This window comes from Streptomyces sp. NPDC006314 (assembly GCF_040613075.1).
Classification (GTDB): domain Bacteria; phylum Actinomycetota; class Actinomycetes; order Streptomycetales; family Streptomycetaceae; genus Streptomyces.
This window is the reverse complement of record NZ_JBEXRL010000008.1, coordinates 294,143-316,342: the sequence shown is the minus strand read 5'-3', so window position 1 is coordinate 316,342 and position 22,200 is coordinate 294,143. Positions and strand designations below refer to the sequence as shown.

General features: G+C 72.4%; 22 protein-coding genes and 1 pseudogene. 13 read left to right on the top strand and 10 right to left on the bottom strand.

All coding sequences use genetic code 11. The features are described 5' to 3' along the window. Positions 1–127 precede the first annotated feature (127 nt). The 5 genes from fabG (at position 128) to ABZ079_RS17730 (ending at position 5,473) form a co-directional block, all read left to right on the top strand. Complete coding sequence (fabG, locus tag ABZ079_RS17750; protein ID WP_356940359.1) at positions 128–889, top strand: 3-oxoacyl-ACP reductase FabG; 762 nt, start codon at positions 128–130, stop codon at positions 887–889. A 21-nt stretch (positions 890–910) separates the two neighbouring features. After that, positions 911–1,672, top strand: a complete 762-nt coding sequence (locus tag ABZ079_RS17745) for an SDR family oxidoreductase (protein ID WP_356940358.1) — start codon at positions 911–913, stop codon at positions 1,670–1,672. A 198-nt stretch (positions 1,673–1,870) separates the two neighbouring features. Next, a complete protein-coding gene (locus ABZ079_RS17740) occupies positions 1,871–3,448 on the top strand; it encodes an ABC transporter substrate-binding protein (protein ID WP_356940357.1) in 1,578 nt (525 codons plus the stop codon). 82 nt (positions 3,449–3,530) lie between these two features. After that, complete coding sequence (ung, locus tag ABZ079_RS17735; protein WP_356940356.1) at positions 3,531–4,214, top strand: uracil-DNA glycosylase; 684 nt, start codon at positions 3,531–3,533, stop codon at positions 4,212–4,214. Between the two features lie 743 nt (positions 4,215–4,957). After that, positions 4,958–5,473, top strand: a complete 516-nt coding sequence (locus ABZ079_RS17730) for a hypothetical protein (RefSeq protein WP_356940355.1) — start codon at positions 4,958–4,960, stop codon at positions 5,471–5,473. A gap of 123 nt (positions 5,474–5,596) precedes the next feature. Here ABZ079_RS17730 and ABZ079_RS17725 read toward each other — a convergent pair whose 3' ends face one another. The 3 genes from ABZ079_RS17725 to ABZ079_RS17715 all read right to left on the bottom strand — a co-directional run bounded on the left by ABZ079_RS17725 (position 5,597) and on the right by ABZ079_RS17715 (position 7,350). Continuing rightward, entirely contained in the window at positions 5,597–6,091 is a 495-nt protein-coding gene (locus tag ABZ079_RS17725; RefSeq protein WP_356940354.1) for a hypothetical protein, read from the bottom strand. Between the two features lie 113 nt (positions 6,092–6,204). Continuing rightward, complete coding sequence (locus ABZ079_RS17720; RefSeq protein ID WP_356940353.1) at positions 6,205–6,717, bottom strand: DinB family protein; 513 nt, start codon at positions 6,715–6,717, stop codon at positions 6,205–6,207. Between the two features lie 42 nt (positions 6,718–6,759). Further along, positions 6,760–7,350, bottom strand: coding sequence for a TetR/AcrR family transcriptional regulator (locus tag ABZ079_RS17715; protein WP_356940352.1), 591 nt, complete (start codon positions 7,348–7,350; stop codon positions 6,760–6,762). Between the two features lie 119 nt (positions 7,351–7,469). Between ABZ079_RS17715 and ABZ079_RS17710 the strand changes: the two genes are divergently transcribed. Further along, the gene (locus tag ABZ079_RS17710; RefSeq protein ID WP_356940351.1) at positions 7,470–8,660 is read left to right on the top strand and encodes an FAD-dependent monooxygenase; all 1,191 of its coding nucleotides are present in this window, start codon (positions 7,470–7,472) and stop codon (positions 8,658–8,660) included. Next, positions 8,657–9,568, top strand: a complete 912-nt coding sequence (locus ABZ079_RS17705) for a Gfo/Idh/MocA family oxidoreductase (protein WP_356940350.1) — start codon at positions 8,657–8,659, stop codon at positions 9,566–9,568. Before ABZ079_RS17710 ends, ABZ079_RS17705 begins: the two co-directional genes overlap by 4 nt. Here ABZ079_RS17705 and lnt read toward each other — a convergent pair. Beyond that, the gene (gene lnt / locus ABZ079_RS17700; RefSeq protein ID WP_356940349.1) at positions 9,486–11,060 is read right to left on the bottom strand and encodes an apolipoprotein N-acyltransferase; all 1,575 of its coding nucleotides are present in this window, start codon (positions 11,058–11,060) and stop codon (positions 9,486–9,488) included. The genes ABZ079_RS17705 and lnt overlap by 83 nt on opposite strands. A gap of 179 nt (positions 11,061–11,239) precedes the next feature. Further along, positions 11,240–11,716: a nuclear transport factor 2 family protein gene (locus ABZ079_RS17695; protein ID WP_356940348.1), complete on the bottom strand. Its 477-nt coding sequence runs from the start codon at positions 11,714–11,716 to the stop codon at positions 11,240–11,242. A 91-nt stretch (positions 11,717–11,807) separates the two neighbouring features. Here ABZ079_RS17695 and ABZ079_RS17690 point away from each other — a divergent pair, with 91 nt between their 5' ends. Further along, complete coding sequence (locus ABZ079_RS17690) at positions 11,808–12,419, top strand: DUF4291 domain-containing protein (protein WP_356940347.1); 612 nt, start codon at positions 11,808–11,810, stop codon at positions 12,417–12,419. A 42-nt stretch (positions 12,420–12,461) separates the two neighbouring features. Here ABZ079_RS17690 and ABZ079_RS17685 read toward each other — a convergent pair whose 3' ends face one another. Together ABZ079_RS17685 and ABZ079_RS17680 are read right to left on the bottom strand one after the other, a co-directional pair. Beyond that, positions 12,462–12,641 (bottom strand): hypothetical protein, encoded by a 180-nt coding sequence (locus ABZ079_RS17685; RefSeq protein ID WP_356940346.1) that lies wholly within the window; start codon positions 12,639–12,641, stop codon positions 12,462–12,464. A 376-nt stretch (positions 12,642–13,017) separates the two neighbouring features. Further along, the gene (locus ABZ079_RS17680; RefSeq protein WP_356940345.1) at positions 13,018–13,893 is read right to left on the bottom strand and encodes an undecaprenyl-diphosphate phosphatase; all 876 of its coding nucleotides are present in this window, start codon (positions 13,891–13,893) and stop codon (positions 13,018–13,020) included. A gap of 358 nt (positions 13,894–14,251) precedes the next feature. Between ABZ079_RS17680 and ABZ079_RS17675 the strand changes: the two are divergent. Next, a pseudogene (locus ABZ079_RS17675) lies at positions 14,252–14,907 on the top strand (cupin); the annotation flags it as partial. 43 nt (positions 14,908–14,950) lie between these two features. On the opposite strand, the gene ABZ079_RS17670 reads toward ABZ079_RS17675, so the two are convergent. Further along, the gene (locus tag ABZ079_RS17670) at positions 14,951–15,421 is read right to left on the bottom strand and encodes a helix-turn-helix domain-containing protein (RefSeq protein ID WP_356940344.1); all 471 of its coding nucleotides are present in this window, start codon (positions 15,419–15,421) and stop codon (positions 14,951–14,953) included. Positions 15,422–15,550: 129 nt separating this feature from the next. Between ABZ079_RS17670 and ABZ079_RS17665 the strand changes: the two genes are divergently transcribed. Further along, on the top strand, positions 15,551–16,720 hold the full coding sequence (locus ABZ079_RS17665) for a thiolase family protein (protein WP_356940343.1): 1,170 nt from the start codon (positions 15,551–15,553) through the stop codon (positions 16,718–16,720). A gap of 167 nt (positions 16,721–16,887) precedes the next feature. On the opposite strand, the gene ABZ079_RS17660 is transcribed toward ABZ079_RS17665, so the two are convergent. Continuing rightward, a complete protein-coding gene (locus tag ABZ079_RS17660) occupies positions 16,888–17,655 on the bottom strand; it encodes a TVP38/TMEM64 family protein (protein ID WP_356940342.1) in 768 nt (255 codons plus the stop codon). 49 nt (positions 17,656–17,704) lie between these two features. Between ABZ079_RS17660 and ABZ079_RS17655 the strand changes: the two genes are divergently transcribed. The 3 genes from ABZ079_RS17655 (at position 17,705) to ABZ079_RS17645 (ending at position 20,800) form a co-directional block, all read left to right on the top strand. Continuing rightward, the gene (locus ABZ079_RS17655; protein ID WP_356940341.1) at positions 17,705–18,427 is read left to right on the top strand and encodes a DNA alkylation repair protein; all 723 of its coding nucleotides are present in this window, start codon (positions 17,705–17,707) and stop codon (positions 18,425–18,427) included. 259 nt (positions 18,428–18,686) lie between these two features. Beyond that, positions 18,687–19,862 (top strand): elongation factor Tu, encoded by a 1,176-nt coding sequence (gene tuf, locus ABZ079_RS17650; RefSeq protein WP_356940340.1) that lies wholly within the window; start codon positions 18,687–18,689, stop codon positions 19,860–19,862. Between the two features lie 92 nt (positions 19,863–19,954). Then, positions 19,955–20,800, top strand: coding sequence for a fused MFS/spermidine synthase (locus ABZ079_RS17645; RefSeq protein WP_356940339.1), 846 nt, complete (start codon positions 19,955–19,957; stop codon positions 20,798–20,800). Here ABZ079_RS17645 and ABZ079_RS17640 read toward each other — a convergent pair. Further along, positions 20,762–22,057, bottom strand: coding sequence for an MFS transporter (locus ABZ079_RS17640; protein WP_356940338.1), 1,296 nt, complete (start codon positions 22,055–22,057; stop codon positions 20,762–20,764). The two genes, ABZ079_RS17645 and ABZ079_RS17640, sit on opposite strands and share 39 nt — an antisense overlap. Between the last annotated feature and the right edge of the window lie 143 nt (positions 22,058–22,200).

Below are 22,200 nucleotides of genomic sequence, written 5' to 3'. Positions count from 1 at the left end.
GCCGTTGACACCGGGTGCCAGGGCTTCTAGCGTCACGGGTGCTGAAGGTACTAAGCGGTCGCTCACCGCACGAGGGGTCCTCTCCGAGGTCCCCGACAGGTTCTCTCAAGGGCGAGGAGAAGCAGCAATGTCCACCACTGAACAGCGGGTCGCGGTAGTCACCGGCGCGGCGCGCGGCATCGGCGCCGCCACCGCCGTACGGCTGGCCGCCGAGGGTCGCGCGGTCGCCGTGATCGACCTCGACGAGGCCGCCTGCAAGGACACCGTCGAGAAGATCACCGCGGCCGGCGGCAAGGCGATCGCGGTCGGCGCGGACGTCTCCGACGAGGCGCAGGTCGAGGCGGCCGTCGCCCGGATCGTCGAGGAGCTGGGAGCCCCGACGATCCTGGTCAACAACGCGGGCGTGCTGCGTGACAACCTGCTGTTCAAGATGAGTGTCTCCGACTGGGACACCGTCCTGAACGTGCACCTGCGCGGCTCCTTCCTGATGACCAAGGCCGTCCAGAAGCACATGGTGGACGCCGGCTTCGGCCGGGTCGTCAACCTGTCCTCCTCCTCGGCGCTCGGCAACCGCGGCCAGGCCAACTACTCGGCCGCCAAGGCCGGTCTGCAGGGCTTCACCAAGACCCTCGCCATCGAGCTCGGCAAGTTCGGCATCACCGCCAACGCCGTCGCCCCCGGCTTCATCGCCACCGAGATGACCAAGGCCACCGCCGACCGCGTCGGCATGGGCTTCGACGACTTCAAGAAGGCCGCCGCCACCCAGATCCCGGTGCAGCGCGTCGGCGAGCCCGAGGACATCGCCAACGCCATCGCCTTCTTCACCGGTGAGGCGGCCGGCTTCGTCTCCGGTCAGGTGCTGTACGTCGCCGGCGGACCGCTCAACTAAGGACCTTGGGGAATCACGGACATGACTGAACTCCCGGAGCTTTCCGGCAGGGTCGCCCTGGTCACGGGCGCCAGCCGCGGCATCGGCTACGGCGTCGCCGAGGCGCTGGTGGCCCGCGGCGACCGCGTGTGCATCACCGGCCGGGGCGAGGACGCCCTCAAGGAGGCCGTCGAGAAGCTCGGCGCCGAGCGCGTCATCGGCGTCGCCGGCAAGGCGCACGACCTCGACCATCAGACCGAGGCCGTCGAGCGCACCATGGAGGCCTTCGGCCGCCTCGACTTCCTGATCAACAACGCGGGCACCAACCCGGTGTTCGGCCCCCTCGCGGACCTCGACCTCAACGTCGCCCGCAAGGTCTTCGAGACCAATGTGATCTCCGCGCTGGGCTTCGCCCAGAAGACCTGGCACGCCTGGCAGAAGGACAACGGCGGCGCGATCGTCAACATCGCCTCGGTCGCGGGCCTCGCGCCCTCGCCGTTCATCGGCGCCTACGGCGTCAGCAAGGCCGCGATGATCAACCTGACCCAGCAGCTGGCGCACGAGTTCGCGCCGAAGGTCCGGGTCAACGCGATCGCCCCGGCCGTGATCAAGACCAAGTTCGCGCAGGCCCTGTACGAGGGTCGGGAGGAGGAGGCGGCCGCCTCCTACCCGCTGGGCCGGCTCGGTGTGCCCTCCGACATCGGCGGGGCCGCCGCGTTCCTCACCTCGGAGCAGTCCGACTGGGTCACCGGTCAGACGCTCGTCGTGGACGGCGGCATCTTCCTCAACGCCGGCGTGGGCTGACCTCTCCCGCCGATCGTGATCTCGGGCGCCGTTTCCCCGCGGAACGGCGCCCGAAACGGTATACGGGCTGCACACTGGCGCATGACAACGTCGTCATAGTCAATCGATCAAGAAGGCCGGCACCACGGGAGGCCCAGCGGCCCCGACGCTGCGGTATGGTCTGCCGACCCTTGGTATGGCAGATCGAGGAGCGTGCGCGTGTTCAACCGGAACCGATTCCTGCGGAGAGTCGCGGCGATCGCGTCCCTATCCCTGATGACCGGCTGCAGTCTGCTGTCCGACGGCGACGCCGACAGCGAGGGGCCGATCGTCGTGGGGACCACCAGTGCACCCAGCACGCTGGACCCGGCCGGTGCCTGGGACGGTTCCTGGGAGCTGTACCGGAACATCTTCCAGACGCTCCTCGCCTACCCGAACGGCGCCACCACGCCTCAGCCCGACGCCGCCGAGAGCTGCTCCTTCAGCGACTCCACGAGCCGCACCTACCGCTGCAAGCTGCGCGCGGGCATGAAGTTCGCCGACGGCGACCCGCTGAACGCCGAGGCCGTCCAGCACTCCATCGACCGCATCCGCACCATCGACGCCCTCGGCGGACCCGCCGGGCTGCTCGGCAGCCTGGACCGCGTCGAGACGTCCGGCGACCGCGAGGTGGTCTTCCACCTCAACAAGGCCGACGCCACCTTCCCGTTCGTGCTGGCCACCCCCGCCATGTCGATCGTCGACCCGGACGACTACCCGGCCAACTCCCTGCGCAAGGACGACAAGGTCTTCGGCTCCGGACCGTACAAGCTCGAGTCGTACGAGGAGGGGAAGCGGGCCGTCCTCGTCAGCAACGGAAACTACAAGGGCTTCGGCAAGCGGCAGAACGACGCGGTGACCATCCGCTACTTCCAGGACTCGGCCAGCATGGTCAAGGCACTGCGGGCCAAGGAGATCGACGTCACCTACCGCGGTCTCGGCGCCGACGACATCCTCGCCCTGCAGCAGCACGGCACCTCCGACCTGCAACTGGTCGACGGCGCCGGCACCGACATCAGCTACCTGGTGTTCAACCCCAAGGACCCCTGGGCCAAGCAGCCCGCCGTGCGCAAGGCCGTGGCCCAGATCGTCGACCGGGGCGCGATCGCGCACAAGGTCTACAAGGACACTGTCGACCCGCTGTACTCGATGGTCCCCAAGGGCCTGACCGGCCACGCGACCGGCTTCTTCGACGACTACGGCAACCCCAGCGTCTCCAAGGCCCGCAAGATCCTCTCCGACGCCGGCATCACCCAGCCGGTGCCGCTCACCCTCTGGTACACCACCGACCGCTACGGCTCCGAGACGGCGCTGATGTTCCAGGAGCTGAAGCGGCAGCTGGAGGACTCGGGCCTGTTCACCATCACCCTCAAGAGCCGTCCCTGGAAGACCTACGTGGTCGGCTACCAGAAGGGCGAGTACCCGGTGTTCGGACGCGGCTGGTTCCCGGACTTCCCGGACGCGGACAACTTCATCGCCCCGTTCGTCGGCGAGCACAACGCGCTCCGTACGCCCTATCCGTCCAAGGAGATCACCGAAACGCTGCTGCCCCACTCGCGTGCGGAGAGCGACCGCGCCCAGACGGTCAAGGACGTGGAGCAGGCTCAGCGGATCATGGTGAACGACGCCCGGCTGATCCCGCTCTGGCAGGGGCGGCAGTTCGTGGCCGCCAGCGACGAAATCTCCGGCGGCGAGCAGGCCCTCGACCCGTCGACGATCATGATGATGTGGATGCTGCACCGCAAGACCAGTTGGTGAACCGCCCTCGTGGCACACGCTGTCAGTGGTCGCCTGTAGGTTCTGAGGCCTGGAAGTGACCGCACATCGTGAGGACGTTGACGTGACCGACATCGCCATGCTGCCCGAGTCCTGGCGCGGGGTTCTGGGTGACGAACTGCAGCAGCCCTACTTCAAGGAGCTGACCGAGTTCGTCGAGGAGGAGCGGGCGAAGGGTCCTGTCTACCCGCCGCGCGAGGAGGTCTTCGCCGCGCTGGACGCGACGCCGTACGAGCAGGTCAAGGTCCTCGTCCTCGGCCAGGACCCGTACCACGGCGAGGGCCAGGGCCACGGTCTGTGCTTCTCCGTCCGCCCGGGAGTGAAGACCCCGCCCTCCCTGCGGAACATCTACAAGGAGATGCAGGAGGAGCTGGGCCTGCCCGTCCCGGACAACGGCTATCTGATGCCGTGGGCCGAGCAGGGCGTGCTGCTGCTCAACGCGGTGCTCACCGTGCGGGCCGGCGAGGCCAACTCGCACAAGGGCAAGGGCTGGGAGAAGTTCACGGACGCGGTGATCCGCGCGGTGGCCTCCCGGCCCGACCCGGCGGTCTTCGTCCTCTGGGGCAACTACGCGCAGAAGAAACTCCCGCTGATCGACGAGACCCGGCACGTGGTGGTCAAGGGCGCGCATCCCTCGCCGCTGTCCGCGAAGAAGTTCTTCGGCTCCCGCCCCTTCACCCAGATCAACGAGGCGATCGCCCGTCAGGGCCACGAGCCCATCGACTGGCGCATCCCGGACCTGGGCTGACCTGCCGGGGCGCACGCCTGAACGCCGGCCGGCCGCCATCGGGGGGCGTATCCCGGGCTCGGGCCGGCCTCCGCCGGGAGGCATGTCGTGAACGTGGGCTGACCTGCCGGGAGCGTGTCGCGGGTCTCGGCTGACCCTGGCCGGGGGCACGCCGAACGCGGGCCGGCCTCCGCCGGGGCGTACGCCGAGCCATGGGTCGGCCTCCGCCGGTGGCGTATCGCGGACTCGGGCAAGCGGCCGCCCTGGGCAGGATCCCGGGCTGTGCCGGTCTTCGCCGGGGGCGTCTGGCGATTCGTGGGCTGACCCGTCGCCGGGGCGTGTCGTGGGTCTGGGTTGTCTCTGGCCGGGGCGCATGCCGAACCGTGGACTGGCCTCCGCCGGGCGCACGCCGATCCGTGGGCTGACCCGTCGCCGGGGCGTGTCGTGCGTCTTGGTTGTCTCTGGCCGGGGGGCACGCCGAGCGCGGGCCGGCCTCCGCCGGGGGGCACGCCGAGCGCGGGCCGGCCCCCGCCGGGGGCGCACGCCGATCCGTGGGCCGGCCTCCGCCGGGGGACGTATCGCGGGCTCGGGCCGCCCTTCAGTGGGGACGCGGTCCGGAGTAACCCGGGCCGCGCCCGCCCGGCAGCGGCGGCTCGCGTCCCCGGCGGTCGCGGCGCCGTGCCGTGCGGGGCCGCCTGACCGGGAATCCCGACGGCGCCGGTTAGCGTCGAAGGCAGACAGCTGACGACGGCCCGGAGGACGCGGTGGCGGAGCGACAGGAACAGGCGGCGCCGGACGCCGTGCTGACGCGGATCGGTCAGGTCGTCATGCTGCACCACGGCGGCGACCGCGAGGAGGCCCGCAGCCGTTTCCTGGACCTGTGGGCGGAGATCGGTCAGGACGGCAACCCGCTGCACCGCTGCACCCTGGCCCACTACCTCGCCGACACCCAGGACGACCCGGCGGACGAACTCGCCTGGGACCTCAGGGCGTTGTCGGCGGCGGAGGAACTGTGCGACGGCCGCGGCGGGGACCCGCCGAGTGTCCGCGGCTTCTTCCCCTCCCTGCACCTCAATCTGGCCGCCGACTACGTCAAGCTGGGCCGCGCCGAGGCCGCCCGCAGCCACCTGCGGGCGGCCCGCAGCGCCGCGGGTGACCTGGCGGACGACGGCTACGGCGACGGGGTACGGGCGGCGATCAGCCGCCTGGAGCTGCGGCTGGGCGAGGACGGCTCACCGGGCGGCGACAGCTGGGGCCCGCCCCGGCAGCGGCCGGGCTAGGCGAGGGCACGCGGGACGCTCGGCGCGGGGGACGGCCGGTGAACCGACGGGGGAGCTCGGTGCCGGCCGTCCGCCGCGTCAGCGCCGGCACACGAGGGCGCGCGCCGGGTCCGCCGGGGGCGATCAGTGCCCGTACACCTGCTCGCAGATCACCGCCTCGGGGCTGCCCCCGCGCCAGCCGCCGTACTTCTTGCCGAGGGCACACATGTCGGGGGCCTTCGGGACCGGCTGCGACCGGCCCGGGATGTGCACGTGCGGCCGCCGGGGGTGGTCCGGGTGCGGCCGGGGACGCGCGGGCGCGGGCGGCGGCTGGTGGGTGACCGGGGGTGCCGCCGGGGGCCGGCGGGTGACCGGGGGTGCCGCCGGGGGCCGGCGTGGGGCCGCCGGTGCGGAGTGCGAAGTGCGCCGGGACGGTCCGACCATCTCCAGGGCCTCGCGGGCCGGTGCCTGCGCCACCCGGGGCTGCGCGCCGCCGTCCGACCGGGGCGCCGCCGGCCGGGAGGGCACCGTGCCGGGCGAGGTCCCGGGGGTCGCCGCGCGCTCGACCGTCGTGCAGCCGGAGAGGGCCGAGACGGCCAGGGTGACCAGGAGCGCTGCGGTGGTGGTCGATCGATGCACCCGCCCAACTCTGCCGGGTCGGTCCCCGGATTGGCAGCAGAGCAGGGATGTTGCGGCCCCGCACGGGTGATCTTGTGGCTCGTACGGGGGGTTTCGGGGGGCCGAAGGTGACGTCAGTCGCCGGTGGAGCCGTCGATCCGCTCGCGGATGAGGTCGGCGTGGCCGTTGTGCCGGGCGTACTCCTCGATCATGTGCGTGTAGATCCAGCGCAGGCTGTGCGGCTCGCCCGTGTGACGGTTCCTGCCCTGGGAGAGGTCGTCCAGAGCGAAGCCGCCGGCGTGCCGCCGGGCCGCCTCGATCTCGGCCTGCCAGGTGGCGTACGCCTCCTTCCAGCTGTCCGCCTCGGTGAGGTGGAACTCACCGTCCGGGTCCGCCTCGCTGAAGTAGATCGGCCCGATGTCCTCACTCGCGAGGACCCTGCGGAACCAGGACCGCTCCACCTCCGCCATGTGCCGCACCAGCCCCATCAGGGAGAGCGGGGACGGCTCCACGGAGGCGGTCCTGAGCTGGGTGTCGGTCAGACCCTCGCACTTCCAGGCGAGGGTCTGGCGGTGGAACTCCAGCCAGCCCTCCAGCATGGTGCGTTCATCGGCGTCGATCGCGGGCATGCGGCGTTCATCGCTCATCCCCGCATCCTCGCCCGGCGCGCGCGACACCACCAGCGGTTTTCAGCGGCCCAGCATTCCCGCCAGCAACTCGCGCAGCCCGGCACGGATCTCCTCCGCAGCGGGCACCTCCGCGCTGAAGGAACCGGCCGCGCACGAGAACATCAGCCCGTCCGTCCAGGCCACCAGGGACAGCACATGCCGGGCCGGGTCGGATGAGCCCACGGCGGTCAGTATCGCGGCCAGCTGTTCCTTGAAGACCGAGCCGGTCCGGTCGTAGAAGGCCCGCAGCTCCGGGCGGCGGGTGGCCTCCAGGGCCAGTTCGTAGCGGGCGATCAGCAGCGCGGGGTTGCGGGTCAGGGAGCGGTGCACCGCGAGGGCCAGTCTCTCGGTCAGTGCGTCGAGTCCACCGCTCGGCTCCGGCATCTCCTCCAGCGCCAGCACGCGCGCCTCCCGCTCGGCGTGCCGTCGCACCGCGAGTTCCAGAAGCGCCTGTCGGGTGCGGGCCACATTGGACGTCGACCCCAGCGGCAGCCCGGCCGCCTCGTCCACCGCCCGGTGGGTCAGCCCGCGCATGCCGCGCTCGGCGAGGAGGGCGAGGGCGGCGTCGGCGACGAGATCGGCGCGGGAGGCACTGGAGGTGCGTACGGACATGGGACGAGCCTACCCGCCTCACTACGGCCGTAGTGCCGAGATGGGGCGACCTTACCCATCCTCACTACGGCTGTAGTAGGATTCCTGTGTACTACGGATGTAGTTCCGAGGAGGGCGGCATGGCACAGTCGGCGCGCGCGATCGTCATCGGCGGCGGGATCGGAGGTCTGGCCGCGGCCGCGGCCCTCTACGGGCGCGGCTGGGGCGTCACCGTGCTCGAACGGGCCCCCACCCTGGAACCGGTAGGCGCGGCCATCTCGCTCGCCCCGAACGCCCTGCGCGCCCTGGACGTCCTGGGCATCGGCGACGAGATCCGCGACCTCGCCGCCTGGCAGGGTGACGGTGGACTGCGCACCCCGGGCGGACGCTGGCTGTCCCGTTCCAGCGCCGAGGCCGCCGCCGCCCGTTTCGGCGGCCCGCTCGTGCTGCTGCCGCGGGCCACCCTGGTCGACCGGCTCGCCGCCCTGCTCCCGACGGGCACCGTCCGCACCGCGGCCGCCGCGACCCTCGCCGATCCCGGCGACCATGTCCGGCCCGCCCGGGTGAGCATCGGCGAGGCGGAGCTGGAGGCCGAGCTGGTGGTGGGTGCGGACGGCATCAACTCCGGTGTGCGCGAGGCCCTGTTCCCCGCCCACCCCGGGCCGGTGTACGCGGGCTTCACCACCTGGCGGGTGCTGATCCCGGTGCCCGGTGCGGAGTTCGCCTCGCACGAGACCTGGGGCCGCGGCCACATCTGGGGCACCCACCCCCTCAAGGACGGCCGCGTCTACGCCTACGCGGCGGCCACCACCCCGGCCGGGGAGCGGGCGCCGGACGACGAGCAGGCCGAACTGCTGCGCCGGTACGGCGACTGGCACGACCCGATCCCCGCCGTGCTCGCCGCCGCCCGCCCCGAGGACGTCCTCCGGCACGACGTCCACCACATCGCCGAGCCTCTGCCCGCCTACCACCGCGGCCGGGTCGCCCTCCTCGGCGACGCCGCCCACGCCATGCCGCCGACCCTCGGCCAGGGCGGCAACCAGGCCGTCGAGGACGCGATCGTCCTCGCCCACCACTGCGACGACCTGGCCGCCTACACCGCCGCCCGGCTGCCGCGCACGACCGCGATCGCCCGCCAGGCGGTCCGGGTCGCCCGCCTCAACATGGCCGGCAACCGCGCCGTCGTCGCCGCACGCGACACCGCGATCGCCACCCTGTCGAAGGCCGGACCGGCGCTCTTCCTGCGTGGCTTCGACGGCATCGCGCACTGGCGGCCCCCGTATGCTTCCGGCGAGGAACACGCAGGCAATCGGGAGAGGGAGAGCACGTGAAGGTCGGCTGCATCGGACTCGGGGACATCGCGCGGAAGGCATACCTGCCGGTGCTGGGCACGCAGCCGGGGATCGACCTGCACCTGCAGACCCGCACGCCCGCGACCCTCCACCGGGTCGCCGACACCCTGCACCTGTCCGAGGGGCGGCGGCACACGAGCCTGGACTCCCTGCTCGCCACCGGCCTCGACGCGGCCTTCGTGCACGCCCCCACCGCCGTCCACCCCCAGATCGTCACCCGGCTGCTGGAGGCGGGCGTACCGACGTACGTGGACAAGCCCCTCGCCTACGAACTCGCCGACTCCCAGCGGCTGGTGGACCTCGCCGAACAGCGCGGCGTCTCCCTCTTCGTCGGCTTCAACCGGCGGTACGCCCCCGGGTACGCGCAGTGCCTCGAGCACCCGCGCGAGCTGATCCTCATGCAGAAGAACCGGGTCGGGCTGCCCGAGGAGCCGCGTTCGATGATCCTGGACGACTTCGTCCATGTCGTGGACACCCTGCGGTTCCTGGTGCCCGGCCCGGTCGGCGACGTCACCGTGCGCGCCCGCGTCGAGGACGGTCTGCTCCACCACGTCGTGCTCCAGCTCGGCGGGGACGGCTTCACCGCGCTCGGCGTGATGAACCGGCTCAGCGGCTCGACGGAGGAGATCCTGGAGGTGTCCGGACAGGACACCAAGCGCCAGGTCCTCAACCTCGCCGAGGTGATCGACCACAAGGGGCAGCCGACCGTGCGCCGGCGCGGCGACTGGGTGCCGGTGGCCCGGCAGCGTGGGATCGAGCAGGTGGTCCTCGCGTTCCTCGACGCCGTCCGCGCGGGCGAGGTGCTCAGCGCCCGGGACGCGCTGGCGACTCATGAACTGTGCGAGCGGGTGGTACGAGCGATTCAGGACCGCTCCGCCGCAGCCTGAGCGCCCGTGCCCCCTCCGTCGCGCACAGCGCGACCAGCACCAGCAGCGCACCGTGCGCCGGCCAGTCGCCGTAGCGGACGTACGGCGTGACGCCGTGCGCGAGCGGTACGTCGTACAGCCGGGCGGTGCTCGCGTCGGTGCCGAGCCAGGGGCCCAGGCGCTCGCCGCCCGGCCCGTACACGGCCGAGACGCCGGTGAGGGTCGCGTGCACCATCGGGCGGCCGGTCTCGGCTGCGCGCAGCGCGGCCAGCGAGGCGTGCTGCTCCGGGGCCCAGCTGCTCTGGAAAGAAGAGGTGGAGGACTGGCCGAGGAGGACGTCCGCGCCGTCCTCGGTGAGATGCCGGCTCATGTCCGGGAACGCGGTCTCGAAGCACACCAGCGGTCCGATCCGCAGCCCGTGCCCGACGTTCATCACGACCTGCTCGCCACCGCGCCTGCGGTCCTCGCCGGCCGCCTTGCCGACCGAGGTGGCCCAGCCCAGCAGGGAGCGGGCCGGGATGTACTCGCCGAACGGGACCAGCCGCATCTTGTCGTACCGGCCGCCGGTCGGGCCGTTCGGGCCGACCAGAACCGAACTCTTGTAGATGCCGGGCCGGTCGTAGCGGCGGGCGTCCACGTTCACCAGCACGTCCGCGCCGGTCGCGCGGGACAGCGCGGCGGTCCGCCGCGCCAGGTCGGGCCGGTCGTCCAGGTCGAAGCCGACGCTGGACTCGCCCCACACGACCAGGTCGACGTCCTGTCCGGCGAGCTGTCGGGTCAGCTGCTCCTCACGCTCGAAACGCTTCTCGGCACTGTCCTGGCCGTCCACGATCCCGGGCTGGACCACCGCGATCCGCACCCGCCCGTCGACGTCCGGGCGCGGGGCCCACGCCCACGCGGCCGAGGCCGCGGCCGCCGTGGCGACCAAGGAGGCCACGGCCGGTACGCGCGACTCGCGGACGGATATCAGGACGGCCACGGCCACGTTGACGGCCACCACCAGGAAGCTGAGCAGCCACACCCCGCCGACCGAGGCCAGCCGCAGTGCCGGACTCACCTGCCACTGGCTGGCGCCCAGCATGCCCCATGGCCCGCCGAGTCCCTGCCAGGAGCGCACCAGCTCCACCGCCAGCCAGGCCGACGGAAGCACCACCAGCGCGGCGGCACCCCGGCCCAACGCCGGCACCCCGCCGAGGAACCGGCGCACCAGCCAGCCCCAGGGCGCCCAGAGCGCGCCCAGCAGGGTGGCTATCAGAAAGATGAACACGTGCAGGCTCGGCAGCAGCCAGTGGTGTACGGCCACCAGGAAGCCGAAGCCACCGCACCAGCCGTCGTACGCCGCCCGCCGCCCGGTCGGCGCCGAGCGGGCCAGCAGGATCCACGGCACCAGGGCTGCGTACGCGAACCACCACAGGGATGGCGCCGGGAACGCGAGCACGGGCAGGGCGCCCGCGAGGGTGGCGGCGGCGGAGCGCCGCCAGGGGGAGGTGAGCCAGCGGTCGATCGTCCTCATACGGACCCTCCCTACCCAGCGCTGGCTCAAGTGTGCGCGCTGGAAGCGATCTCCGACAGTGGGTGGGGAGGCCGACGCGGCGCAGTGCTCGGGCCCGGGCGATCGTGGGCGTCTGCGGGCCGGGTGGGGCTGGGCGCGCCCACGCGGCGGAGCCGCGTGTCGATACCAGCCTCGCGCCCCTAGGGGGCCGGTGCCACCTCGGGCGGCAGCCGGCGCCACTTCTCGTGGACGACGACCTCGCGGAGCCGCCAGCCCTCCGGTGCGCGCAGCAGCGCGAAGTCGTAACGGCCGCCGCACACCAGGTCCGGGGCGGTGGGGCCGCCGTCGCCCGTGGACCGCATCGGGTTGAGGTAGTCGGCCCGCACCCGGGCGGTGTCACCGGTGTCGTGGTCCAGAAAGCCGAAGCGCACCCGGCGGTTGACGATCAGATGCTGTCGCATGGCGAACAGTGCCAGGTTCTCGGCGAGCCATCGCGCGACCTGTTCCGCGTCGCCCTCGATGCCGCCGGCCGAACGGTAGTCGGCCCGGCCGTCCGCCGTGAACAGCCCCCGATATGCCGTCCAGTCCCCGTCGTCCACCGCCACGGCGTACTCGGTGATCAGTTCGTCCACGGCCAGTCGGTCCATCACGGTCGCGAGCTCCGCACGCTGCGTCATCGGCACAGTGTTGGGCACGCGGGGCGTGGAGCCAAGAGGCGCGCCCGATATTCGCTGGTGCGTGGCGTGTCCGAGGCCCGAATCTGTCCCCGTGAACGAACAATCCATCGAAACCGAACCCACGTTCAGGATCCGGGCACGGCACACGGACTCCACCGTCATCGTCTACCAGGCGTACCGCCCGCAGATCGGCCGTCCGGCGGCCCGTACCGGACACTTTCCGTCCGCCTGGAAGCGGGAGCGGATGACCTGGATCAAACCGTCCTTCCTGTGGATGATGTACCGCTGTGGCTGGGGCACCAAGGAGGGCCAGGAGACCGTCCTGGCCGTCGAGATCGACCGCGCCGGTTTCGAGTGGGCCCTGCGGAACGCCTGCCTGTCGCACTACGTACCGGACCTGCACGCCGACCAGGCGGCCTGGAAGCGGCAGTTGCGGCAGTCACCGGCCCGCGTCCAGTGGGACCCCGAGCGCGACCTGCATCACAACCCGCTGCCCCACCGGTCGTTGCAACTCGGCCTCGCCGGGGAGGCGGCGGCCCGGTACGCCGACGAGTGGATCGTCGGTATCGAGGACGTCACCCCGCTGGCCACGGAGATCCACGCTCTGGTGCGCGCGGGTGAACTGCGGCGGGCAAGTGGGCTGTTGCCCGAGGAGCGGCCGTATCCGGTGGCCGATGAGGTACTCGCGCATCTGCGGGCGTAGGCCTCACGAACCCGATGTGCCGGCGTCAGGAGGACTTCGGCCTCAGGCCGCCTCGAAGACCTCCCCGCGGATCGCCTCGGCCCACTCGACCACCAACAGCTCGTACTCCGCGCGCTCCTCGGCCGACAAGGTGCCGCCCGCACGCAGCCACAGCGCCCTGATCTGCTCGTTCACCTCGGCAGCAGACCGCACGGAACCAGAGGGCATGGAATCGGGGGACATGCGGACAAGCCTAGGGGCAAGCACTGACACTGCGCTACCGGATGGCTACACAGAAGGTATGGGGTTGGTCACCGCCGGGCCCGGCACCGCTCGGGGGAGTACGGGAGTCCACCCAGACCAGAAGGCATATGCCGTCCCGGGCCGCGGGGCGGAAGAAGGCGGTCGTGCGGGTGAAGCACCGGATCGGCGGGGCACGGACGTCACCGGTCGAGCCACGGAACCCGCAGGCCGCAGCGGCTACGAGGGGTCTGCGGCCAGACGCGCGAGGGCGCCTCCAGACCGGACTCGTCCAGGGCGCGGGAGATGTCCGAAACGGCTGCGGGCGCCCGGGGGCAGTGGGGCCGCGGCGGGATCGCCGCCCCGGTCGCGACGGGATTCAGCTCGCCGATTCCGCCGCGTGCGGGCTCAGGACGCCCGCCGACACCAGCGCGATGATGACGATGCCGAGGGCGACGCGGTACCAGACGAACGGCATGAAGCTTTTGTTGGAGATCCACTTCATGAACCAGGCGATCACCGCATATCCCGAGGCGAACGCGATCACCGTCGCGAACAGGGTCGGGCCCCAGGCCACATGCCCCTCGCTCACGGAGTCCTTCACCTCGAAGGCCCCCGAGGCGAGCACCGCCGGGATGGCCAGCAGGAAGGAGTAACGGGCCGCGGCCTCGCGCTTGTAACCCATGAACAGGCCGCCGCTGATCGTCGCGCCGGAGCGGGAGACGCCGGGGACGAGGGCGCAGGCCTGGCACAGGCCGAAGACCAGGCCGTCCTTGATGCCCAGGTTCTCCAGGGTCTTGCGCTGCTTGGGCGCCCGGTGCCGGCCGCCCGTCTCGTCACGTGCCGCCAGCCGGTCGGCGATGCCGATGACCACGCCGACGACGATGAGCATGGTGGCGGTGATCCGCAGATCGCGGAACGGCCCCTCGATCTGGTCCTTGAGCGTCACGCCCAGCACGCCGATGGGGATCGAGCCGACGATCACCAGCCAGCCCATCTGCGCGTCGTGGTCCTGCCGCATCGCCTTGTCGAGAAGTGAGCGGAACCAGGCGGAGACGATCCGGCCGATGTCCTTGCGGAAGTAGATCAGGACGGCGGTCTCCGTACCGATCTGAGTGATCGCCGTGAAGGCCGCCCCGGGGTCCTTCCAGCCCGAGAACGCCGCGGTCAGCCGCAGGTGCGCGCTGGAGGAGACGGGCAGGAACTCGGTCAGCCCCTGGACGAGTCCGAGGACGAGGGATTCAAACCAAGACATGGCGGTACGGCGTCCAAGTGCTGAGGGGAGAAATGGTGATCATGTGACGAAGGCAGCGTAGCGGGCCCCGGTGACAGCGGGGAAACAGGGGTTGGGCGGCCCACCGGGTTCACGGTGTTGACCGGTCCGGCCGCCGCCGCTCAGTCGCAGCGCAGGGGAAAGCGCTTGCTGAACTCTGGTTCGGCCTGCGGCCGGTCGAGGAGCCGGAACCCGCTCCGGGTGACACGCTCCGCCGCCGCGACCGTGTCGTCGTGGTGGACGGGACCTGGCGGCGTGAGACGTCGTCGCGTACCTGGAGGCGCATCCGTGGTGAGCGCCGGGAGGCGCGGGCCTGCCGGGTGGGGTCACCGTCTCGCGGCTGTGCGTGTACGACTGGCCCGCCGCCGACGGGGTCCGCGGCGGAACTCCCCGTACGCACCTGGTCTGTGCGAAGGCGTACGTCGTCACGGGCGGCCGGGGCGCGGTTCAGACGCTCACCGCGCCCGGAGGCGCGGTCACCCCGCTCGCGCCCGGCACGGTCGCCTGGTTCACGCCGGGCACGATCCACCGGCTGGTCAACGAGGACGACCGGCGCATCACCGTCGTCATGCGGAACGGCGGACTGCCCGAGGCCGGGGACGCGGTGCTCACCCTCTCACCGGAGTGCCGGGCCGGCCCGGAGGCGTACGCCGCCGCGACCACTGTTCCGGCCGACGCGCCGGAAGCGGAGTGGCAGCGGATCGCGCGTGCCCGCCGCGATCTCGCCCTGGAGGGCTACCGGAAGCCGCGCGCGGCCTCCGTTCCCGGGCGCCGGCCGCCTTCCACCGGGCCGCCGCCGCGCGGGTCCGGCCCCGGATCGCCGAGGGGCGGGACCGCTGGCGGTGTGAGCCGCTCGCGGCGGCCGAGGCCACCGGACGGCAGCTGGACCGGCTCGCGGCGGGCGGCGCGGCCCACCTCGCCGAGGCCGTCGTACGGGCCGAGCGGCCCTACGAGGAGGGCCGGTTCGGGATGTGCGGGCGGCTCGACGGGTACCGGCCAGGGGGGAGGGGCGCCTCGTCAGGTGCCGCCGCGCGCGTCGTCAGGCTGCCGCTGGTCCCGAGACCGTCCAGCCGGGAGCCTGGGGGTGGGCCGTCAGGTCCTCGTGGCGCACCGGGTCGCCGCAGGCCCGGCAGGTGACCACCGGCACCAGTTCGTTGCCGCAGACATGCTCGACGACCATGGGGAGGTCGGCGCCCTTACGGAGGTGGCGGTCGCCCCACTCCTTGAGGGTCATCAGGACCGGCTCCAGCTCCAGGCCCGCCTGGGTGGGCCGGTACTCGAAGCGCTGGGGGCGCTCGCTGTAGACCCGCTTGGCCAGAATCCCGGCGTCCACGAGCCGGCGCAGCCGGGTGGCCAGGACGTCACGCGGGGCGCCGATGTTGCGCACCAGCTGGTCGAAGCGTCCGTTGCCCAGGCACACCTCGCGCAGGACGAGCAGGGAGTACTTCTCGCCGACCAGCGCGAGGGCGTCGGCGATCGAGCAGGGGCGCGGGTCTTTCGTGGCGGCCATGCGGCCAGTCTAAAGGAGGGTTGGATTTTCCAACCCATCGAGCTATTGTGAGTTTGGAGTTCCTACTCACTGGTAGCTCCCGCGCTCCTTCCCGGTGCGGGCAGCCGGGCGGCCAAGGAGGCCCGCACCATGCGAGACGCAGTCATCGTCGAAGCCGTACGCACCCCCATCGGCAAGGGCAAGCCGAACGGCTCCCTCGCCCACGTCCACCCCGTCCAGCTCCTCGCGCACACCCTGCGCACCCTGGTCGAGCGCTCCGGCGTCGACCCCGCGCTGATCGACGACGTCATCGGCGGCACGGTCGACCAGGTCGGCGAGCAGGCCATGAACACCACCCGGTACGCCGTCCTCGCCGCCGGCTTCCCCGAGACGGTCCCGGCGACCACCGTGGACCGCCAGTGCGGTTCCTCTCAACAGGCCGTGCACTTCGCCGCCCAGGGCGTCATCTCGGGCGCGTACGACCTGGTCGTCGCGTGCGGTGTGGAGTCCATGAGCCGGGTGCCCATGTGGTCCAACGTGCCCGAGGGCAAGGACCCGTTCGGGCCCGGAGTGGCCGAACGGTACCCGGAGGGCCTCCTCCCGCAGGGCATCAGCGCCGAGCTGATCGCCGCCAAGTGGTCCCTCACGCGCGCGCGGATGGACGAGTTCGCGGTGTCCTCGCACCACAAGGCCGCCGCCGCATGGGAGGCCGGCCTGTTCGACGCCGAGGTCGCGCCGCTGGACGGCGTCGCCCGCGACGAGTGCGTACGGCCCGGCAGCACCCCGGAGATCCTCGCCGGCCTCAGGCCCGCCTACCACGACCCCGGCTTCGCCGAGCGCTTCCCGCAGATCGAGTGGAACGTCACCGCCGGCAACGCCAGCCCCATCAACGACGGCGCCTCCGCCGTCCTGATCACCTCCAGCGAGACCGCGGCCCGCCTCGGCCTGCGCCCGCTGGCCCGCCTGCACAGCTTCGCCGTCACGGGCTCCGATCCGCTGCTGATGCTCACCGGCGTCATCCCGGCCACGGAGAAGGTGCTGCGCCGGGCCGGGCTGACGCTCGACGACATCGACCTGGTCGAGATCAACGAGGCCTTCTCCAGCGTCGTCCTCGCCTGGCAGCAGGAGACCGGCGCCGACCTCGCCAAGGTCAACGTGCACGGCGGCGCCATCGCCCTCGGCCACCCGCTCGGCGCCAGCGGCACCCGGCTGACCACCACCCTGGTCCACGCGATGCGCGAGCGCGGCGCCCGCTACGCCCTGCAGACCATGTGCGAGGCGGGCGGGCTGGCCAACGCGATGATCCTGGAAGGAGTCTGACCGTTCACCGGGAAGGGCCGACCGTGCGCGGGGAAGGGGACCGACCGTGCACGGGGAAGCCGGCTGAGGGCGCACGGCCCCGGCCGGCCAGCGGGGGCGTAGGCGGCCGGGGCAGGGCGCGGTGGCCGGGTGTGGGGCGCTGCCGGGGCCGGCGGAGGGCCGGTGGCTCAGCGTCCGCGCAGGTGGTGGCGCTTACGCCAGGCCACCACCGCGGCCACGAGCGCCGGCGCGGCGATGCAGGCCATCGCGATCAGGAAGGCCGGGGACGTCGGGGAGGAGGCGCGGGCGCCCGCGACCGCGTACGCGGCCGTGTTCGGGATCGAGCCGAGGGCCGTGGCCAGCAGAAACGGCAGCCAGCCCATGCGGGAGACGGCCGCGCAGTAGTTCGCCGCCCAGAACGGCACACCCGGGAAGAGCCGGGCCGCCAGCATGGACCGGAACCCGTGCCGGCTGAGCTGCCCGTCGGCCGCCTGCAGCCAGCGGCCCCGCAGCAGCGGGCGCAGCGCGTCCTGCCCGAGGACGCGGCCCAGCCCGAAGGCCACACCGGCCCCGAGCACCGTGCCCGCCAGCGCCGCCGCCAGCCCCAGCTGCGAGCCGAACAACGCGCCCGCCGCCAGGTTCAGCAAGGGGCGCGGGACGAACGCCACGGTGCACACGCCGTACAGCACCCCGAACACGGCGGCCGCCGCGGCCCCGCCGAGCTGCGGCGACCACCCCTGCGTCAGCAGCCGCTGCGGTTCGAACAGCAGCACCCCCGCGGCGCCGCCCGCGAGCAGGGCGAACAGCAGCGACAGCCGGGCGTACGGGGACAGCAACGCGCGCGTGCAGCGGGCGGCCAAGCCCGTGCGGCGCAGGGACGATACGGGAACGACGAGTTGCGCGGCGACGGCCCGGGGAGAGACCGTGGCGGTGCCAGAGCGGTTGGCATCGAGCATCCGGTGACACTAACCGACGAATGTGTGTGATCGCCGTATGGTTCGTCTCATGACCGTCACAGGTGCGGCCCCGCCGGACGTGCCGCGCAGCGTTCTCGCCGACACCGTGCTGCGACGGCTGACGGCCGCGTACGGGGCCGCCGCCGATCCCGCCCGGGCCGCCCCGATGCGGGCCTACATGAAGGACATCGCGCCCTTCCTCGGCATCCCCACCCCGGCCCGCCGCGCCCTGTCGCGCACCGTGCTGGCCGGCACCCCGCGTCCCGACGAGGCCGATTGCACCGCGATCGCCCTGCGCTGCTGGGAGCTGCCCGAGCGCGAGTACCACTACTTCGCCGTCGACCATCTGCGCCGGCACGCGGGCCGCTGCTCCTCGGGCTTCCTCCCGGTGGCCCGCCACCTCATCACCACCGTCCCCTGGTGGGACACCGTCGACCTGCTCGCCGCGCACGTCGTCGGGAGCCTGGTCGCCGCCGACCCCAAGCTCACCGCCGACATGGACGCCTGGATCACCGACGGCGACCTGTGGGTGGTGCGCACGGCCCTGCTCCACCAGCTGACCTACAAGGAACGCACCGACACCGGCCGGCTGTTCGCCTACTGCCTGGCGCAGTCCGGGCACCCCGGCTTCTTCATCCGCAAGGCGATCGGCTGGGCCCTGCGCGAGTACGCCAAGACCGACCCCGAGGCCGTACGAGCCTTCCTGGCGCGGGAGCGGGGCCGGTTCGCCCCGCTGACCGTCCGGGAGGCGCTGAAGAACATCGGTGCCTGAACCCGTTCACCGGGGAAAACCATTCGACGCCGGACAAACCGTCGGCGATGATCGACGCCATGTTCCGGTACGCCTTCCTCCTCGCAGCATCCGCCGTCGCGGATGCCCCGAAGGCTGCCGTCCCGATTCCCGCGGCCGCTGTCGACGGCGCCCGAAGCTGACCCTCTCCGGATCGTCCGGCGGACCCCGCAGGGGGAGGGTCGGCCAGTCCCTGGGGTCCCGCGCTCCCGTACGACCGGAGAGGCTCCGAGGTACAGCCATGTCCAAAACGGCCTACGTGCGCACCAAGCCGCACCTGAACATCGGCACCATGGGTCACGTCGACCATGGCAAGACCACCCTGACCGCCGCCATCACCAAAGTGCTCGCCGAGCGCGGCACCGGCGCGTTCGTGCCCTTCGACCGCATCGACCGCGCCCCCGAGGAGGCCGCCCGCGGCATCACCATCGACATCGCGCACGTCGAGTACGAGACCGACACCCGGCACTACGCCCACGTCGACATGCCGGGTCACGCCGACTACGTCAAGAACATGGTCACCGGTGCCGCGCAGCTCGACGGGGCGATCCTCGTCGTCTCCGCGCTCGACGGGATCATGCCGCAGACCGCCGAGCACGTGCTGCTCGCCCGGCAGGTGGGCGTCGACCACATCGTCGTCGCGCTGAACAAGGCCGACGGCACGGGGGACGAGGAACTCGTCGACCTGGTCGAGCTGGAGGTCCGCGACCTGCTCACCGCGCAGGGATACCCGGGCGACGCGGTGCCCGTCGTCCGCGTCTCCGGGCTGAAGGCGCTGGAGGGCGACCCGCGCTGGACGGCGTCCGTCGAGGCGCTGCTCGACGCGGTGGACACGTATGTGCCGATGCCGGAGCGGTATCTGGACGCGCCGTTCCTGCTGCCGGTGGAGAACGTGCTCACCATCACCGGGAGGGGCACGGTCGTCACGGGTGCCGTGGAGCGGGGGACGCTTCGCCTGGGGGACCGGGTGTCGGTGCTCGGTGCCGAAGTGGAGACCGTCGTCACCGGGCTGGAGACGTTCGGCAAGCCGATGGAGGAGGCGCAGGCCGGGGACAACGTGGCCGTGCTGCTGCGCGGGGTGCCGCGGGACGCGGTACGGCGCGGCCATGTCGTGGCGACGCCCGGAAGCGTGGTGCCCGCCCGGCGGTTCTCGGCGCGGGTGTATGTGCTGTCGGGGCGCGAGGGCGGTCGCACAACCCCTCTGTCCACGGGCTACCGGCCGCAGTTCTACATCCGTACGGCGGATGTGGTCGGGGACATCGACCTCGGAGAATCGGCGGTCGCGCGGCCCGGGGAGACGGTGGAGATGACCGTCGAGCTGGGACGGGAGGTGCCGCTGGAGCCCGGACTCGGGTTCGCCATCCGTGAGGGTGGCAGGACCGTGGGTGCGGGAACGGTCGTCTCCGTGGGTTCGTAGGGGGTGAGGTGTGTGGGGGCTGCGGGACCGTCGTGGCTGGTCGCGCAGTGCCCCGCGCCCCCGGTCAGGCGCAGGCACCGCACAATGGACGAGTGAACGAAGCGATACCGGTCACCAGGCCCGTCGACCACGGCACCGCCAAGCTGATGCCCGATGTGGATCGGGAGCGGGCCTGGTTGCTCACGGTCGACGGGGCGCCGCAGTCGTACGTCGACCTGGACGATCCCGCGCATCTGGAGTTCGAGTACGCGCGGCGGCTCGGGCACGTTCTGGACGTCGTGGCCGAGGCAGGGCGGGCGGTGGACGTGGTGCACCTCGGCGGTGGTGCGCTGACGCTGCCCCGGTATGTGGCGGCCACCCGGCCCGGTTCGCGACAGGAAGTCGTCGAAGCCGACCGGGGACTGCTGGAACTGGTCGCCGAGCACCTGCCGCTGCCGGAGGGCTCGGGTGTCGCGCTGCACGCCGGCGATGCCCGGGCCTGGCTGGAGGCGGCAGCGGACGACCATGCCGACGTCCTGATCGCCGATGTGTTCGGCGGGTCCCGGGTGCCGGCGCACCTGACCACGCTCGCCTACGCACGGGAGGCCGAGCGGGTCCTGCGGCCGGGCGGGGTCTATCTGGCCAACCTCGCGGACGCTGCCCCGTTCGGCTTTCTCCGGTCCCAACTGGCCACCTTCGCGGCGGTCTTCGAGGAACTCGCGCTGATCGCCGAGCCGGGGGTGCTGCGCGGCCGGCGGTTCGGCAACGCGGTGCTCGTCGCCGCGCACCGGCCCCTGGACATCGCCGTGCTGGCCCGCCGGGCCGCGGCGGACGCCTTTCCGGCGCGGGTGGAACACGGCGCGGGCGTGCGGGAGTTCATCGGATCGGTCCGGCCGGTCGAGGACGCCGACGCCGTACCGTCACCCGAGCCCCCCGACGGGGCGTTCGGCATCGGCTGACGCCGACGGGGAGACGGCGACCGGCCGGGTGCGGCGGGTCAGATCGCGGACGTCCGGGACCAGCAGCACCAGAGCGGTGACCAGGACGACGAGGGCGGCGCAGCCCCACAGCGCTGCCGTGCGGCCGAAGGCGGCCTCGGCGGGGCCGGCCAGGGCCGTGGCGAGGGGCATGAGGGAGACCGAGCCGAACCAGTCGTAGGCCGAGACACGGGACAGCTTGTCCTCGGGGATCTCCTGGTGCAGCGCGGTCATCCAGGAGACGCCGAACACCTCCACCGTCGTACCGGCGGCGAACATCACCCCATACAGCACGCCCACCGGTACCGGGACGGCCAGCGCGGCGGAGGGCAGCGCCAGCGGGAACACGCACAGTGTGCCCGCGAGCAGCAGCCGGCGGGGTTTCCAGCGGGTCATCAGCAGGGCGCCTGCCACCGTGCCCGCACCGAACGCGGCCAGCGCCAGGCCCCAGGGCCCCGCGCCGCCCAGGCTGTCGCGGGCGACCAGCGGGCCGTAGACCGCGTCGGCGGCGCCGACCACCGCGTTGGCGATCGAGAACTGCACGACGATGCCCCACAGCCAGGGCCGGCCGATGAACTCCCGCCAGCCCTCGCGGAGATCGGCCAGCATGCCCTCGCCCGGTGTGCGCGGCGGTATGTGGCTGACGTCGAGGAAGGAGCGCAGGGACCCGGCGAGGGCGAAGGCCGCCGCGTCGACCGCGAGCACCCAGCCGGGGCCGATCGCCGCGACCAGGGCGCCGCCGAGCGCCGCGCCGCCGAGGGCCGCGCCCTGGGTGGCCATGCGGAAGACGGCGAAGGCCCGGCCCGCCTGCTCGCCGTCGACGGACGACATCAGCATGCCCTCGGCCGCCGGGCCGAAGAACGCCTGGCCGGTGCCGCCGAGGGCGGTGAGCAGCATCATCTGCCACAGCCGGGGTTCACCGGCCAGCACGAGCGCGGCGAAGGCCGCCTGGGAGAGGCAGTTGAGCGCGTTCGCGGCGACCATCACCCGGTGCCGGGGCAGCCGGTCCGCGACCGCGCCGCCGATGAGCAGGAACACCACCAGCGGAAGGGTGCGCGAGGCTGCCACCAGTCCGACGTCGCCGCCGTCGCCGCCCGTCTCCAGCACGGCGAACGCGGCCGCGACGAGCGAGCCGTTGGCGCCGAGGCCGGTCACGATGGCGGCCGCGGTCAGCAGGGAGTAGTTGCGGCCGGCCCAGGAGGGCCTGCGGGGGCGGCGCGGGGTGACGGCTGTGTTCACCGGCCGACTATCGCCCGCCCAAGCTCCCGACTCAACCCGGTCGTTGGCCGCGCGACATTCCGAAGTGGCCCTTCTTGACCGCTTCTTTGACGACAACGGCGCCACCTTTTAAGGTGTTCCAGTCATGTTCATGACGATTTGTC